This window comes from Actinomycetospora aurantiaca, from assembly GCF_037401875.1.
Taxonomy (GTDB): Bacteria; Actinomycetota; Actinomycetes; order Mycobacteriales; family Pseudonocardiaceae; genus Actinomycetospora; species Actinomycetospora aurantiaca.
The window spans coordinates 175,263-189,290 of sequence record NZ_JBBEGN010000008.1; the positions used below are offsets into that span (position 1 = coordinate 175,263).

Below are 14,028 nucleotides of genomic sequence, written 5' to 3' on the forward strand. Positions count from 1 at the left end.
GGGTGCAGGATCGGAGGGGTGAGGACCTCAGGCGCCGCCCGGCAGGAGGTGCGACGTCGCGCCGCCCACCGCGCGCCGGAGCGGGCGCTCCTCTCGGACGCCCGCGCGCTGCAGCCCGACACGGTCGCCCTGCGGCGCACGCTGCACCGCCACCCCGAGCTCGGCCTGGACCTGCCGACCACTCAGGCCGCGGTGCTCGCGGTGCTGCGCGACCTGCCGCTGACGATCACCTGCGGCCGCACGTCGACCTCGGTCGTCGCCACCCTCACCGGCCACCACCCCGGCCCCGCCGTGCTGCTCCGGGCGGACATGGACGCCCTCCCGCTGCGCGAGGAGTCCGGGCTGGACCACGCCTCCCGGGTGGACGGCGCGATGCACGCCTGCGGGCACGACCTGCACACCGCGATGCTGGCGTCCGCCGCGCGCCTGCTCTGCGGCCGCCGCGACCGGCTGGCCGGCACGGTCGTGTTCATGTTCCAGCCGGGCGAGGAGTCCCGGCACGGGGCCCTGGCGATGCTCTCCGAGGGCGTGCTGGAGGCGGGCGGGTCGCTGCCGACGTCGGCGTTCGCGCTGCACGTGACGTCCCGGCTGAGCTCCGGGACGCTGCAGACCCGCGCGGACTCGATCATGGCCTCGTCGGACGACTTCACCGTCACCGTCCGCGGCTCGGGGGGTCACGCCTCGGCCCCGCACGACGCGCTCGACCCGGTCCCCGCGGCCGCCGCGATGGTCGGCGCGCTGCACACGATGGTCTCCCGGCGGGTCAGCGCGTTCGACCCGGCCGTGCTCACCGTCGCCCACCTCACCGCCGGCACCACCACCAACGTCATCCCGGAGACCGCCACCCTCGAGGGCACCGTGCGCAGCCTCTCCGAGGAGACCCGCGAGCAGCTGCTCGGCGAGCTGCGCCGGGTCTGCCTGGGGACGGCGGACGCCTACGGATGCACCGCCGAGGTGGAGATCGACCGCGGCTACCCGGTGACGGTGAACGACGGCGAGGTCGCGGAGCGGGTCGCCGACGTCGGGCGGTCGGTGCTGGGGTCGCGCTTCGTCGAGCCGATGCCGGACCCGATCATGGGGTCCGAGGACTTCTCCTACGTGCTCGGCCGGGTCCCGGGTGCGCTCGCGTTCCTCGGGGCGTGCCCGCCCGGGATCGACCCGTCGGACTCGCCGCCGAACCACTCCAACCGCGTGGTGTTCGACGAGGACGCGATGGTGGCGGGCGTCGCCCTCTACGCGGGGTACGCCCTGGAGGTCCTGCGCCGCTGACGGGGTCGCCCGCCGTCGCGCGCACGGGTGAATCACCGTCACCCGGACGGCTCGTCCTACGCTCCCTGACCGTGGGGACTGTGGAACCGGACAACGGCGCGGTGCTCGCCGCGGCCCTGACGCGGCCGGTGTGCGTGCTGGGGCTCGGCCTGATCGGCGGGTCGCTGCTGCGCGCCGCCGTCGACGCCGGTCGGGACGCCTGGGGCGCGTCGGCGTCGGAGACGACGATCGAGAAGGCGCGCGCCGACGGCTACGACGTCGCCGACACCGTCGCCGAGGCGGTCCGCCGGGCCGCGGACGCCGACGCGCTGATCGTCGTCGCGGTCCCGCTGACGAGCATGGACGACGTGCTCGCCGTCGTCGGGAAGGAGGCCCCGGACGCCCGGCTCACCGACGTCACGAGCGTCAAGGAGCCGGTCCGCGAGGCCGTCGACCGCTGGGCGGCGGGCGCCCGCTTCGTCGGCGGGCACCCGATGACCGGCACCGAGTTCTCCGGGTGGGACGCCGGCTCGCTGCAGCTCTTCCACGACAAGGTCTGGGTCGTCGCCACCGACGACGACACCGACCTCGACGTGTGGACCGACGTCGTCGCGCTCGCCCTGGCCTGCGGGGCCACCGTCGTGCCCGCGGCCTCCGACGAGCACGACGTCGCCGTCGCCCGCATCTCCCACCTGCCGCACCTGCTCGCCGCGGTGCTGGCCGCGGTCGGCGCCGACGGCGGCGAGCTGGCACTGGCCCTGGCGGCCGGGTCGTTCGCCGACGGCACGCGCGTCGCCGCCACCCGCCCGGAGCTGACCGCCGCCATGTGCGAGGGCAACCGGGCCGCGCTGCTCGCCGCCCTGGACGACGCCCTCGGCCGGCTCGGCGCCGCCCGCGGGTCGCTGGCCTCCACCGGCGGCCTGCTCTCCACCCTCACCGCGGGCCACGACGGCCGCAGCACCCTGGAGGCCGCCCGGCTCGACCGCCGCGAGCTGCGGATCGACGTCTCCGGCACCCCCGCGGAGCGGCTCGAGGCGATGCGCGAGCTCGGCCGCAGCGGCGGCCGCATCATCGGGTGGACCGCCGAGGCCCTGGACGAGGCGGCACCGCCGGAGGAGTGACCGAGTCAGCGATGGCCCATCGCTGACACCTGACGTCCGAAAGGCGCCAGTCACGCGCCCCCCTCACCACAGGCCCGGCGGCTCCTCGTCCCGGCCGTGGCGGGTGCGGCGGCCCCGTCCCGACGGCGGGTGGTCCGGGCCGGGCCCGGACGGCGGGAGTGCCGAGAGCGCCGGACCGGCGGGGGGCCCGCCGGGCACGTCGACCGCCGTCGGCGAGGTGGGGAGCGTGTCGGCGGGTGCGACCACGCGCAGCCAGTCGCCGGCGGCCTCGGCGTCGTAGCCGGTGTCGCGCCGGCGGGCCATGACTCCCGGCAGGCCCTGCTCGCGGACCCCGGCCAGCAGCGCGGGCCCGTCGTCGTAGACGGGGGAGACCTGGATGCGGCCGACCTCGTCGAGGCTCAGCCGCCCCAGCGTGGCGCGGCGCTCGTCGAGCGGGCGCGCGGTGAGCGGGACGCCGTAGAGGCGCAGCACGTCGTAGACCATGAAGATCGCCGGGCGCGCCCGGGCGAGGGTGCGGGCCTTGCGCGGGTCGGCACGGCGCAGGCGGTCGAACAGCGCCAGCGACGACGGTTGCCCCGCGTCGAGCAGCACCGCCTCGCCGTCGAAGAGACCGTCGGCCACCACGTCGGCCAGTGGGGCGAACTCCGGGAACCGCGCCGTGACGTCGTCGCCCTCGAGGGTCCGCAGGCACAGCGAGCCCTGCTCGACGTCAGCGAGCAGCCGGATGCCGCTCCAGTCGACCTCGTAGGACCACTCCGGGCCCACGGGCAGCCGCCCCGGCACCGGCTGCATCGGCCGGATGCCGGCCCCGCGCACGCCGACGTCCTGCATGCACGCCATGGTGCCCCGTGGGTCCGACGGTCCGGCCGCCGACACCCCGGGCGAGGATGGACCGGTGCGCGACGAGCGGGAGATCGGCGGGGCGTGGCGCCGTCACCAGCGCCACGAGCGCCGGGAGCCGCCGGAGCACCTCGCGCCGTGGGTGGACCACCTCTGGGCCGTCACCTGGGACTACGCCGCCCCGTACGCGCAGAAGGTCCCGCCGTCGGCGTCGGTGCACCTCACGGCCCGCGACGGCGCGGCGCCCCGGTGGCACGGCGTCACCACCCGGTACGTCACGCGCGAGCTCGTCGGGCGGGGCCGGGTGGTCGGCGCCGCGGTGCGCCCCGGGATGGCGCGCGACGTGCTCGGCGACCCGGTGGTCCGGCTGACCGACGACGAGCGGCCCGCCGACGGACCGGCCGGGATCGACGACGTCGACACCCTCGCCGCCTGGCTGGGCGCGCGGCTCCCGGACGCGCCGTCCGCGGGCTCCCTCGAGGCGGCCGCCGCGGTCGCCCTGGTACGTGACGATCCGGGCCTGCTCCGCGTGGAGGACCTGGCGGCGCGGACCGGGAGCCACCCCCGCCGGCTCCAGCGGCTCTTCGCCGAGCACGTCGGCGTCGGACCCAAGTGGGTCATCCGGCGGTTCCGGCTCGGCGAGGTGACCGCGCGCATGACGTCCGGGCGGCCCATCGCGTGGGCCGGGCTCGCCGCCGACCTCGGCTACGCCGACCAGGCACACCTGGTCCGCGACGTCACGGCCCTGCTCGGCGAGTCGCCGACCACCTACGCGGCGCGGTACCCGCGAGCGGAAATCCTGGGAGCCGCGTCGCGTGTAGGGCATTCTGTCCCACGTACACCGGTGACGCCCGGTGACGGATGAGGGGAGCCGCGCGATGCGCGCGATCTGGAACGGCGCCGTGTCGTTCGGGCTGGTCAACGTGCCCGTGCGGCTCTACGCCGCGACGTCGAACCACGACATCCGCTTCCACCAGGTGCACGAGGTCGACGGCGGGCGCATCCGCCAGAAGCGCACGTGCTCGGTCTGCGGCGAGGAGGTGGCGTACTCCGAGATCGCGAAGGGCTACGAGACCGACGACGGGCAGCTGATCATGCTCGACGACGACGACCTCGCCTCGCTGCCCACCGCCTCCGGCCACGAGATCGACGTCGTGCAGTTCGTCCCGGCCGAGCAGGTCGACGCCCTGCTGCTGGACAAGAGCTACTACCTCGAGCCGGAGAACAAGGCGCTCAAGCCGTACTCGCTGCTGCGGGAGGCCCTGCGCGACACCGACCGCATGGCGCTGGTGAAGGTCGCCCTGCGCCAGCGCGAGACCCTGGCCCTGCTCCGGGTGCGCGGCGAGACGATCGTGCTGCAGACGATGCTGTGGCCCGACGAGATCCGCGACGCGGACTTCCCGGTGCTCGAGGGCGACGTCGAGCTCCGCCCGCAGGAGAAGGCGATGGCGCAGTCGCTGGTGGACTCGCTGTCCGGTGACTTCGAGGTCGACGAGTTCGAGGACGACTACCGCAAGGCCGTCGGGGAGCTCATCGAGTACAAGCGCGAGCACGGGGGCAAGCGCCCCGCGCCGCAGCCCGCGGCCGAGGACGACGCCGACGACATGACCGACCTGCTCACCGCCCTGCGTCGTTCCGTCGAGGCGGCCGGCGGGAAGGCGGCGGACACGTCCTCGGAGGAGAAGGCGGACCAGGCGGAGAAGACCGAGGAGGCCCCCGCCGACGAGAAGCCGAAGACCTCCCGCAAGAAGTCGACGGCGGCGAAGAAGGACGACGACTCGTCGTCGGGAACGAAGAAGTCCTCCACCACCCGCTCGCGTCGCAAGAAGAGCGACGACGAGAAGGAGGAGAAGGCGAGCTGACGGCGGGCTCCTACGAGGCCCGCACGTAGGCGTCCCGGTTCGGGACGTCGTAGCCCTGGTCCTCGATCGCCTCGACCACGGCGCCGAGCTGCAGCTCGTCGTCGTGCTCGACGCGGACGACGCGGTTCTCGAGGTCGACGTCGATGCCCTCGACGCCGTCGATGGGCGAGAGCGCGCCCTCGATCGCGGCGCGGCAGTGGTCGCAGTGGATCTCGGGAACCGAGAGCGTCGTCGTGGCCATGGGGGTCCTCCCTGACGTGGGCCGGTGCGTGTCTCGCCCGCGACGGTGCCACGGGCCGCTGTGCGACGTGGCGCCCACCCCACCTCGCGGGCGTTTCGCGCCCCGACGGCTGGGGATCCCGGCGCTGTCCGTCGGCCGTCGCGCCGACCGTACCCCCCGTGGGTATCCCACCTGCCTCTCCTCAAGGAGCGTCACACCGCATGGCCACATCGGACCGCCCTCTCGAAGGCCGCACCATCGGGTTCCTCGCCGCCAAGGAGGGCACCGAGCAGGTCGAGCTCACCGAGCCCTGGAAGGCCGTGGAGAACGCTGGGGGCACCCCGGTGCTGATCTCCGAGACACCGGGCTCGATCCAGGCGTTCCACCACCTCGACAAGGCCGACCGCTTCGACGTCGACGCCGTGGTCAGCCAGGTCAAGACCGACAACTACGACGGGTTCGTGCTGCCCGGCGGAGTCGCCAACCCCGACCTGTTGCGCACCATCCCGAACTTCGTGCGCCTCGTCGGTGAGGCGTTCGCCACGGGCCTGCCGGTCGCCGCGATCTGCCACGCCCCGTGGCTGCTCATCGAGGCCGACGTGGTCCGTGGGCGCCGCATGACCTCGTTCCCCAGCCTGGCCACCGACCTGCGCAACGCCGGCGCCGAGTGGGTCGACGAGGAGGTCGTCGTCGACAACGGCCTGATCACCAGCCGCAACCCGGACGACCTGCCCGCCTTCTGCCGCACCCTCGTCGAGGAGTTCGCGAAGGCCGAGAAGCAGGCCGAGATCCACGCCGCCGAGGTGCGCTGACCCTCCGAGCCGAACCGGGTCCGCCGCCGGTACGGACCACCAGGACGGCGACGGCGGCGTCCGCCCGGGGCGGACCCGCCGTCGTCGCCTCCGACCGACCACACGCGACGAACGGAAGACTCCGGACATGCCTCGACGCAGCGCCCGCGTCCTGCTCGGTCTCGGTCTGGCCACCGGCCTGGCCCTGAGTGCGTGCAGCACCTCGCCGCCCCCTGCCGCGCCCCCGCCGTCCGCCGGACCGGCCACGACGACGACGGGCCTGCTCCCGCCCGGGGTCCCGACCGAGGGCGTGCGTCCGGACACCGCGAACCTGCCGCTCGCGGCCGAACCGCAGTCCGCGCCGCCGCCGACCACGCCGCCCCCGGGACGGCAGGTCCAGGTCGGGTCGGCGCCGGAAGGCGTCGTGGTCGACCCGGTGACCCGCACGGTCGCGGTCACCAAGCGGAACCCGAACGAGGTCGTGCTGCTCGACGCCGATACCGGCGCCGAGCGTGCCCGCACCCCGCTGCCCGGCTTCGTGCGCCACCTGCAGCTGGCCGCCCCCGGCGGTCCGGTGCTCGTGCCGGTGGAGAGCGCGAACTCGCTGGTGCGCGTCGCCCTCCCCGGCGGGCAGGGCGACCCGCCGCTGTTCGTCGGGACGGTCCCGCACGACGCCACCCAGGCCCCGAACGGCACGGTGCTGACCGCCGACGAGCTCGGCGGGACGGTGTCCGCGGTCCGCGGTGACCAGGTCGTCAAGGTGTTCACCGACGCGGTGCAGCCGGCCGGGCTGGCACCGGTCGGGAACCTCGTGGGCCTCGTCGACGTCCGCAAGAACGACCTGACCGTCTACGACGTGGCGACGCTGCGCATCGTCGGGAGCGCCCCCTCGGGGGCCGGGCCGACGCACCTCGTGGCCGACCGGCACGGCCGGATGATCGCCACCGACACCCGCGGGGACCAGGTCATCGTGTTCCAGCCGAACCCGGACGGCCCGCCCACCCAGGTCGGCGCCGTGCCGCAGCCCGGCGGCCCGTACGGCATCACCTACGACCCGGTCCGCGACCGGGTCTACGTCGCCTCCTCCGGCACCAACGAGGTCGTCGCCTACGACATGACGAACCCGCAGCCGCGCGAGGTCGCGCGCATCCCGACGGTGCAGAACCCGTACACCGTCGGCGTGGACCCGCAGACCGGTCGGCTCTTCGTGGCCGGGGTCTCGACGGGCGTCGTCCAGATCGTCGACGCCCCCTGACGCTACGAGGCGGCGGCGACCGCCGCCCGCTCGCCGGCCGCCTCGAGCACGATCTCGGCGACGTCGCCGTGCGGGTCCGTGGGCCACGGCGAGAGCGGGGAGGTCCGGGACACGCCGTCCAGGACCTCCGCGAGCCCCTCCGGGCTGGTCGGCCACGGCGCGAGCCCCGCGTCGGCCAGCACGGTCGCGTTGGCCCGCCCGTGGCCGGGGATGGGGCAGTAGGTCACCGCGGGCAGGTTCGCGACGAGCGCCTCGGTCACCGAGAGCCCGCCGGCGTTGTGCAGCAGGACGTCGCAGGCCCCCATGAGCGCCGGCACGTCGTCGCGCCACCCCAGGGCGGTGACGCGGGGCATCGCGTCCAGTTCGGTCCGCAGCGCCGTGTTCCGCCCGCAGAGCACGACGACGTGAGAGGACGGGTTCGTCAGCGCCGCGGCCACCAGCGACGGCACGTCCCCGAGCCCGAGCGAGCCGGCGCTGATCAGCACCGCGGTCTCGTCGTCGCCCAGCCCCAGCGAGTTCCGGGTCTCGGTGCGGTCGGCGTCGGTGTGCGCGCGGGAGAAGGCGGGACCGACCAGCGGGCCCGCCGGGCGCACCTGCACGCCGTACATGGCGTCGGCCGCGGCGGCGCACGCGCTCGTCACCGACAGGTGGGTGTCCACCCCCGGGTGCAGCCACATCCGGTGCGGGGCCGGGTCGGTGAGGTAGCTGATCACCGGCACGTCGATGCGGCCGGCGGCCCGCATGCGCCCGAGCGTCTGGCAGGAGAGCGGGAAGGTGGACACCACGACGTCGGCGTCGCGGGTCCACCGGCGCACGGTGCGCTCGGAGAACGTGAGGAAGGTCAGGATGATGCCGCGCACGTCCCAGCGGTGCTCGAGGGCGTAGAACAGCCAGTCGAAGAACCGCGGGAGCCGGTTGACCGTGAAACCGTAGCCGTCGCCGATGATCACCTGCCCGTAGCGCGGGAGGGCGTCCAGGTAGTCGTGCACGTCCACCACGGCGCCGCGGGCCCGGAGGCGGGCGGCGAGCTCGTAGGCGGCGCGGTCGTGCCCGGCGCCGACGCGCGCGGTGAGCACGACGACGCGGGGGGACCGGTCCGGGCCGCCCGGGCGGCGGTCCTCCGGCGGACGCGCGCCGCGGCGCAGGACCCGCAGGTGCGGGGCGCGCGGCGGGCGGCGCCGGGGACGGGCCGACCTCGGGACGCCGAGTACGGTCATCGGTCGCGGGGCTCCTCTCGGGCGTGACGACTCCCGACGGGCACGGGTGTTCCTCCCGTCGACGGTCGTCCGGGTGCCGTGACCCTGCCGTGAACCTACTGTGACCCACGGTGGACCTCGACGCGGGACTCATGATCGGTGCAGTCGGGGGACGGACGATGAGGCACGGGTGAAGGGTCGCCGAAGTACCCGTGCGTGGTTGAACGGTGACCGCCGTCGGCATGAACAGCACACCCGGACGGGTGTGCCCGATCGGCGATCGGGAGACTGGACGCCGTGACGAGTCCGCAGATCGACCGCGCGACCCGGCTGCTGATCGTCTCCGGCGAGATCGGCCAGGGGCACGCCGCGGTCGCGCGCGCGGTCGCCACCATCGTCGCGCGCGACCGGCCCGACTGCGACATCCGGCTCGCCGAGGCCTTCGCCCGGATGGGCCACGGCTCCGGTCCCGTCTTCCGCTGGCTGTTCGAGTTCGCCGTGCAGTGGACCCCGGTGCTGCAGGAGGCCTGGTACGCCGCGGTGTCCCGCTCCCGGCTGGTGCGGTGGTTCTACCGCGAGGTGATGGGGGCCTGGGTGGCGCGTGCGCTGGCGGCCGACCTGGAGGGCCCGCACGCGCGCCTCGCCGCCGGCGGCGCGCCCGACGTCGTCGTCTCCACCCACCAGCTCGCGACGGCGGGTCTGGCCTGGCTGCGCCGCCGGGGCCGGCTGGAGGCCCGCGTGGTCGCGGCGATCTGCGACTTCGCCCCGCACGCCTACTGGACCTACCCCGGCGTCGACGAGTACCTCGTGCTCGACGACCTGGCGGCCGCCCCGACGCGGGTCATGGACCCCGGGGCGGGGGTCACGGTGCGCTCGGCGCTGGTCGGCGCCCCCTTCGCGCCGGTGCCCGACGACGCGACCCGTGCGGCCCGCGACCGGCTGGACCTGCCCGCGGACGCGCTCGTCGTCGTCGTGACGGCGGGCTCGCTCGGGCTCGGCGGCATCGCCGGGGCCGTCCGCGCGGCGCTGGCCGCCGACCCGCGCTGCCACGTGGTGGCGGTGTGCGGCCGGGACGAGCGCGCGCGGGCCCGGCTCCGGGCGCTCGAGCGCCGCGTGGCGTCCGGGCGGCTGCGGGTCCCGGACTGGGTGGACGACATGCCGACGCTGCTCGCCGCGGCCGACGTCGTCGTGAACAACTCCGGGGGCGCCAGCGCGCAGGAGGCCCTCGCGTGCGGCCGGACGCTGGTGATCTACCAGCCGCTGCCCGGCCACGGCCGCGACTCCGCGCGGCTGCTCGGGCGGGCCGGCCTGGCCCGCACGTGCCGCCGACCGCGCGAGCTCACGGGTCTGCTGCGGACGTGGCTCGACGACCCGGCCGCGCTGGCCGCCGCCCACGCCCGGGCAGCCGCCTGGTCGGACCGGCAGGCCGGGGTCGACCTGGCCGCGGTGCTCAAACTGCCCTCGACGACGGGGACCCGCTGATGTCCGCCGCGATCGCCCTGCTCACCGCCCTCGTCGGCGCCGCGGGCATCTCCACCGGGACCGTGCTCCAGCAGCGCGCCGGCCAGGAGATCGACGAGCCGGGCTCCACCCGGCAGCTGCTCGCCCGGGTCCTGCGGCGCCGCCGCTGGTGGGCGGGGCAGGCCGTGATCGCGGTCGGGTTCGGGTCCTACGCCTGGGCGCTGCACGTCGGCCCCGTCGCCCTCGTGCAGCCGGTGCTCGTGACCGGCCTGGTGTTCGGCACGATCGCCTCCGCCGCCCTGGCGGGCCGGCGACTGGACCGGCGACTGCTCCGGGCCTCCGTGGTCTGCGTGCTCGGGCTGGCGGCGTTCCTGGCGATCGCCCACCCCGAGGCCCCGGCGGTGATGCCCTCGCCCGCGGTCACGCCGCTCGTGGTGGTCGGCGTGCTGGCCCTGCTGGTCGGGTCGCTCGGGCTCCGCGGGCTGGGCTGGTCCGAGCCGGTGCGCGCCGCGCTGCTGGCCCTCGCCACCGGCGGCTTCTACGGGCTGACCGCCACGCTCTTCGCCACCGCGCTCGCCGCCGGGACCCTGGTCGACGCCGTGGTCTCCTGGCCGTTCGCGGCCGCCCTGGTCACCTCGCTGTGCGGGTGGACGTTCTCCCAGCGCGCCCTGCACCTGGGCCGGCTCAACGCCCCCGTGAACGCCGTCATCGGCACCACCGACCCCGCGGTCGCGGTCACGCTCGGGGTCCTGGTGCTCGGCGAGACCGTCCGGACGAGCCCGGTCGCGCTGCTCGGGCAGGTCGTGGCGGCGGCGGTGGTGGTGGCCGGCACGGTCGTCATCACCCGGCAGAGCGCGGCCGTGCTGCGCACCGACCGCACGGGCTCCGACGACCGCGCGCCCGCCTGGGGCTGAGCCGTGTCCTGGGACACCGTCACCGCCGTCGCCCCGATCGTGCTGATCGTGATCGGGTGCACGGTGCTCGCGGTGCTGTTCTCGCGGGACCGCTGAGCACGTCCCCCACCAGCGTCAGCAGTGCGGCCATGCTGACACCGGACGTCACATTCGTGTGCGGTATCAGGGCCCGGGCGTCACCAGGTCCGCCGGGATGTCGTCGCCGTCGCGCAGGGCGTCGAAGAGACGCTGCGAGTCGCCCTTGCGCCACACCACGGCGCCCGAGACCGACCCGGACGGCGAGATCGGCACCGTCGTCGTCACGCCGCCCGACCCGACCGAGTGCATCCCCCAGCCCAGGCTCGCGAGGTGCCACACGTGGGTGGACTCGTCGACGGTCAACGTGCGCACGGCCGCCGTCGCGAAGGGCACCGTCGCGAACGGGTTCGCCAGGGTCAGGGGGCTGGCGGCCTTCGCCATCAGCGCCGACAGGAACGCGCGCTGGTTCTGCACGCGCTGCAGGTCGGCGTTCGGGAACGCGCGCGAGCGGACGAAGCCCAGCGCGTTCGGGCCCGTGAGCTCCTGGCAGCCCGCCGGCAGGTCGATCCCGGCCTTGGGGTCGTCGAGGGCCTCGTCGAGGCACATCTCGACCCCGCCGACCGCGTCGACCATGCCCGCGAACCCCTCGAACCCGATCTCGGCGTAGTGGTCGATGCGCAGCCCGGTGGACTGCTCGACGGTGCGGGTGAGCAGCTGCGGGCCGCCGCTGGAGTAGGCCGAGTTCAACCGGGCGGTGGTGCCGTCCACCTCGACCAGCGAGTCGCGGGGGAGGCTGACGATCGAGGTCTGCCCGCCGAACGAGCCGATGTGCACGAGCATCATCGTGTCCGTGCGGTTGCCGTCCGCCTCGCCGGTGGACAGCTGGCGCTCCTGCGCGGTCGACAGGCCCGCGCGGCTGTCCGAGCCGACGAGCAGCCAGTTGGTGCCCGAGCCGGACGCCGGGCGGCCGGAGTACGACGACAGCGCCTCGGTGCGCGTCATCTGCGTGTCGAGGTAGACGCCGAACCCGACGACCAGCAGCAGGAGCACCCCGAGGATCGCGGCGATCCGCCGGCCCCACCGGGCCCGGCGGACCGGACGGGGCGGGCGGGGGTTCCCGACGGCGGGTGGGGGCCCGACGCGGGTGCGCTGCGGCTGCTGCTGCGGGGCGGGCATCGGGGCCTGCCGGGGAGGCGGCGGACCGGGACGGCGCGGCGGCGGGGGTTGCGGGGGCGGCGGACCGGGTCGGGGCGGCGGCGGTGCCTGCGGGGGCATCGCGAATCCGCCCGGGCGCGGTGGGGGCGCGCCGGGGCCGGGCGGGCCCGGGGCTGGAGCCATCGGCCGTCTCCCTCGCTGCTCGGCTCCCCCGACCCGGGGTACCGGGACGGGAGGGACGCCGGCGGCGCTCGGGCTGGCCGCACGAGAACCGGACGCCGCGTTCGGGGAGCGACCATAACCACCGTCGGGGTGACGGCTCCAACCGAGTCACGACGTCCACCTCGTGCCGAGGTTGCTCGGAGTCACCCGGCCGGGCCAGTTCCGGCCACGTGCGTGCCGCCGAGTGCGACGTCCGGCAGGTTCCGGAGGTCCCGAGCCTGCCTGGTGCAGCACTCGCCCGTCCCGGCCGCATGATGCACGGCGTGTATCTCGAGAACGTGGTGCGCGACGCCCGCGACCCGGGAGCGCTCGGCCGGTTCTGGGCCGCCACCCTCGGCCTGACCGCGCTGACCGACGAGCCCGGTGTCCACGAGGCGCGGCTGGACCTCGGCGACCACTACCTGGACCTGTGCTTCCAGCAGGTCGCCGACCCGTCGTCGTCCCCGGCCCGGCTGCACCTCGACCTGCGGGGCGGCGGGGAGCAGCAGGAGGTCGTCGACCGGCTGCTCGCGCTCGGGGCCGTGCCCGTGGACATCGGGCAGGGCGACGTGCCGTGGACCGTGCTCGCCGACCCCGGGGGCGAGCCGTTCTGCGTCATGGAGGACCGCCCGGTCTACCGCCAGGGCGGGCCGCTCGCCGGACTTCCGCTGCACAGCGCGGACCCGGAGCGCGACGCCGGGTTCTGGGCGGCGGTCACCGGGTGGGAGCGGGCCGAGGGCACCCCGGGCATCCCGAGCCTCCGGCACCCGTCCGGCGACGGACCGCTGCTTGAGCTGTGCCCGGAGCCCGCGGCGAAGAGCGGCAAGAACCGGATCCACGTCGACGTGCGGGCGGAGGCCTCCGACGCGGACCCCGCCGCCCGGGTGCTCGCGCTGGGCGCCACGCTGCTCGCCGACCCGGCCGGACTGCCGTGGACGGTGTTCGCGGACCCGTCCGGGAACGAGTTCTGCGTCCTGGATGCGCGTCCCTGACGCCGACGCGAGTGCTCCGTCGGGCAGCTCCCGACGAGGGCTCATCCCCGGTCGAGCACCGCCACGCCCAGCTCGGTCACCGTGTCGCCGAGCGCGAGGATCGCCTCGGCCATGGCGGACGCCGGCACGTCCGGCGACTCCACGGCCTCGAGGACCAGTTCGTTGATCCCGCCGACGAGGGCCAGCGCGACGCCCGACGGCAGGTCCCGGCCCTCCGCGGCGGCGAGGGCCACGAGACCGTCCGCGAACCGCTGCAGCACCTCCCGGCGCACGGCGAGCCCCGCCGGCCCGGCCGAGCCCACCTCGGTCAGCATCGCGCGCGTCAGCAGCGGGTGCTCGGCCATCGCGGCGAGGTAGGCCCCGGTGACGCCCGCGATCTCCTCGCGCACCGGCAGACCCGCCCCGACGGTCTGCGCGGCGGCCGCCGCGATGCGGTGCAGCGGGGCCTCGGCGACCACGCGGTAGGTGGCGAGCAGGCACTCCTCGCGGTCGGCGAAGTGCTGGTAGAAGGTCCGCTTCGACACGCGGGCGCGGGCGACGACGTCGGTGACGGTCACGCTCGCGTAGCCCTGCTCGGCCAGGAGCTCCCCCATCGCGGCGATCAGCCGGTCGCGGTGCTCCGGCCCCGGGCTCGCCCCCGTGCGGATGGCGACCACGACCGGGTGCTCGCCGGAATCCGCCGTGTGCGCGCTCACAGACACTGGCCTATGGTACCAGCTCGTACCATCCTCCCGGAGGAGTCGGTACGTCGTCG

At 75.5% G+C, this 14,028-nt stretch carries 14 protein-coding genes; 9 read left to right on the forward strand and 5 right to left on the reverse strand.

The window, feature by feature from the left end; translation table 11 throughout:
• Positions 1 to 18: 18 nt before the first annotated feature.
• Both WCD74_RS17675 and WCD74_RS17680 read left to right on the forward strand, forming a co-directional pair.
• On the forward strand, positions 19 to 1,269 hold the full coding sequence (locus tag WCD74_RS17675) for a M20 metallopeptidase family protein (RefSeq protein ID WP_373696097.1): 1,251 nt from the start codon (positions 19 to 21) through the stop codon (positions 1,267 to 1,269).
• An 80-nt stretch (positions 1,270 to 1,349) separates the two neighbouring features.
• A complete protein-coding gene (locus WCD74_RS17680) occupies positions 1,350 to 2,369 on the forward strand; it encodes a prephenate dehydrogenase (RefSeq protein WP_337696266.1) in 1,020 nt (339 codons plus the stop codon).
• A 63-nt stretch (positions 2,370 to 2,432) separates the two neighbouring features.
• Here the strand turns inward: WCD74_RS17680 and WCD74_RS17685 are convergent, their stop codons facing one another.
• Positions 2,433 to 3,200, reverse strand: a complete 768-nt coding sequence (locus WCD74_RS17685; protein ID WP_337696180.1) for an ATP-dependent DNA ligase — start codon at positions 3,198 to 3,200, stop codon at positions 2,433 to 2,435.
• Positions 3,201 to 3,264: 64 nt separating this feature from the next.
• Here WCD74_RS17685 and WCD74_RS17690 point away from each other — a divergent pair, with 64 nt between their 5' ends.
• Positions 3,265 to 4,074 carry a helix-turn-helix domain-containing protein gene (locus WCD74_RS17690; RefSeq protein ID WP_337696181.1) on the forward strand — a complete coding sequence of 270 codons (810 nt, stop codon included), beginning with the start codon at positions 3,265 to 3,267 and terminating at the stop codon, positions 4,072 to 4,074.
• Between the two features lie 13 nt (positions 4,075 to 4,087).
• Complete coding sequence (ku, locus tag WCD74_RS17695; RefSeq protein WP_337696182.1) at positions 4,088 to 5,071, forward strand: non-homologous end joining protein Ku; 984 nt, start codon at positions 4,088 to 4,090, stop codon at positions 5,069 to 5,071.
• A 10-nt stretch (positions 5,072 to 5,081) separates the two neighbouring features.
• Here ku and WCD74_RS17700 read toward each other — a convergent pair whose 3' ends face one another.
• The gene (locus WCD74_RS17700; protein WP_285590973.1) at positions 5,082 to 5,312 is read right to left on the reverse strand and encodes a heavy-metal-associated domain-containing protein; all 231 of its coding nucleotides are present in this window, start codon (positions 5,310 to 5,312) and stop codon (positions 5,082 to 5,084) included.
• 200 nt (positions 5,313 to 5,512) lie between these two features.
• On the opposite strand from WCD74_RS17700, the gene WCD74_RS17705 reads away from it, so the two are divergent.
• On the forward strand, positions 5,513 to 6,103 hold the full coding sequence (locus WCD74_RS17705; RefSeq protein WP_337696184.1) for a type 1 glutamine amidotransferase domain-containing protein: 591 nt from the start codon (positions 5,513 to 5,515) through the stop codon (positions 6,101 to 6,103).
• Positions 6,104 to 6,230: 127 nt separating this feature from the next.
• Positions 6,231 to 7,337, forward strand: a complete 1,107-nt coding sequence (locus WCD74_RS17710; protein WP_337696185.1) for a YncE family protein — start codon at positions 6,231 to 6,233, stop codon at positions 7,335 to 7,337.
• Positions 7,338 to 7,339: 2 nt separating this feature from the next.
• On the opposite strand, the gene WCD74_RS17715 is transcribed toward WCD74_RS17710, so the two are convergent.
• Positions 7,340 to 8,554 (reverse strand): MGDG synthase family glycosyltransferase, encoded by a 1,215-nt coding sequence (locus WCD74_RS17715; RefSeq protein ID WP_337696186.1) that lies wholly within the window; start codon positions 8,552 to 8,554, stop codon positions 7,340 to 7,342.
• 276 nt (positions 8,555 to 8,830) lie between these two features.
• On the opposite strand from WCD74_RS17715, the gene WCD74_RS17720 reads away from it, so the two are divergent.
• Both WCD74_RS17720 and WCD74_RS17725 read left to right on the forward strand, forming a co-directional pair.
• The gene (locus WCD74_RS17720) at positions 8,831 to 10,015 is read left to right on the forward strand and encodes an MGDG synthase family glycosyltransferase (RefSeq protein WP_337696187.1); all 1,185 of its coding nucleotides are present in this window, start codon (positions 8,831 to 8,833) and stop codon (positions 10,013 to 10,015) included.
• Positions 10,015 to 10,908, forward strand: a complete 894-nt coding sequence (locus WCD74_RS17725; RefSeq protein ID WP_337696188.1) for a DMT family transporter — start codon at positions 10,015 to 10,017, stop codon at positions 10,906 to 10,908. Before WCD74_RS17720 ends, WCD74_RS17725 begins: the two co-directional genes overlap by 1 nt.
• A gap of 162 nt (positions 10,909 to 11,070) precedes the next feature.
• On the opposite strand, the gene WCD74_RS17730 is transcribed toward WCD74_RS17725, so the two are convergent.
• Positions 11,071 to 12,102 (reverse strand): LCP family protein, encoded by a 1,032-nt coding sequence (locus WCD74_RS17730; protein WP_337696189.1) that lies wholly within the window; start codon positions 12,100 to 12,102, stop codon positions 11,071 to 11,073.
• A 455-nt stretch (positions 12,103 to 12,557) separates the two neighbouring features.
• On the opposite strand from WCD74_RS17730, the gene WCD74_RS17735 reads away from it, so the two are divergent.
• Positions 12,558 to 13,274: a VOC family protein gene (locus WCD74_RS17735; RefSeq protein ID WP_337696267.1), complete on the forward strand. Its 717-nt coding sequence runs from the start codon at positions 12,558 to 12,560 to the stop codon at positions 13,272 to 13,274.
• A gap of 41 nt (positions 13,275 to 13,315) precedes the next feature.
• Here the strand turns inward: WCD74_RS17735 and WCD74_RS17740 are convergent, their stop codons facing one another.
• Positions 13,316 to 13,975 (reverse strand): TetR/AcrR family transcriptional regulator, encoded by a 660-nt coding sequence (locus tag WCD74_RS17740; RefSeq protein ID WP_337696190.1) that lies wholly within the window; start codon positions 13,973 to 13,975, stop codon positions 13,316 to 13,318.
• Positions 13,976 to 14,028 lie beyond the last annotated feature (53 nt).

What these genes read in the sequence shown, in the direction of transcription:
- WCD74_RS17685 (WP_337696180.1), bottom strand. Translation starts at nt 3,200, where the DNA reads ATGCAGGACGTCGGCGTGCGCGGGGCCGGCATCCGGCCGATGCAGCCG.
- ku (WP_337696182.1), top strand. Translation starts at nt 4,088, where the DNA reads ATGCGCGCGATCTGGAACGGCGCCGTGTCGTTCGGGCTGGTCAACGTG.
- WCD74_RS17700 (WP_285590973.1), bottom strand. Translation starts at nt 5,312, where the DNA reads ATGGCCACGACGACGCTCTCGGTTCCCGAGATCCACTGCGACCACTGC.
- WCD74_RS17705 (WP_337696184.1), top strand. Translation starts at nt 5,513, where the DNA reads ATGGCCACATCGGACCGCCCTCTCGAAGGCCGCACCATCGGGTTCCTC.
- WCD74_RS17710 (WP_337696185.1), top strand. Translation starts at nt 6,231, where the DNA reads ATGCCTCGACGCAGCGCCCGCGTCCTGCTCGGTCTCGGTCTGGCCACC.
- WCD74_RS17715 (WP_337696186.1), bottom strand. Translation starts at nt 8,554, where the DNA reads ATGACCGTACTCGGCGTCCCGAGGTCGGCCCGTCCCCGGCGCCGCCCG.
- WCD74_RS17725 (WP_337696188.1), top strand. Translation starts at nt 10,015, where the DNA reads ATGTCCGCCGCGATCGCCCTGCTCACCGCCCTCGTCGGCGCCGCGGGC.
- WCD74_RS17730 (WP_337696189.1), bottom strand. Translation starts at nt 12,102, where the DNA reads ATGCCCGCCCCGCAGCAGCAGCCGCAGCGCACCCGCGTCGGGCCCCCA.
- WCD74_RS17735 (WP_337696267.1), top strand. Translation starts at nt 12,558, where the DNA reads ATGCACGGCGTGTATCTCGAGAACGTGGTGCGCGACGCCCGCGACCCG.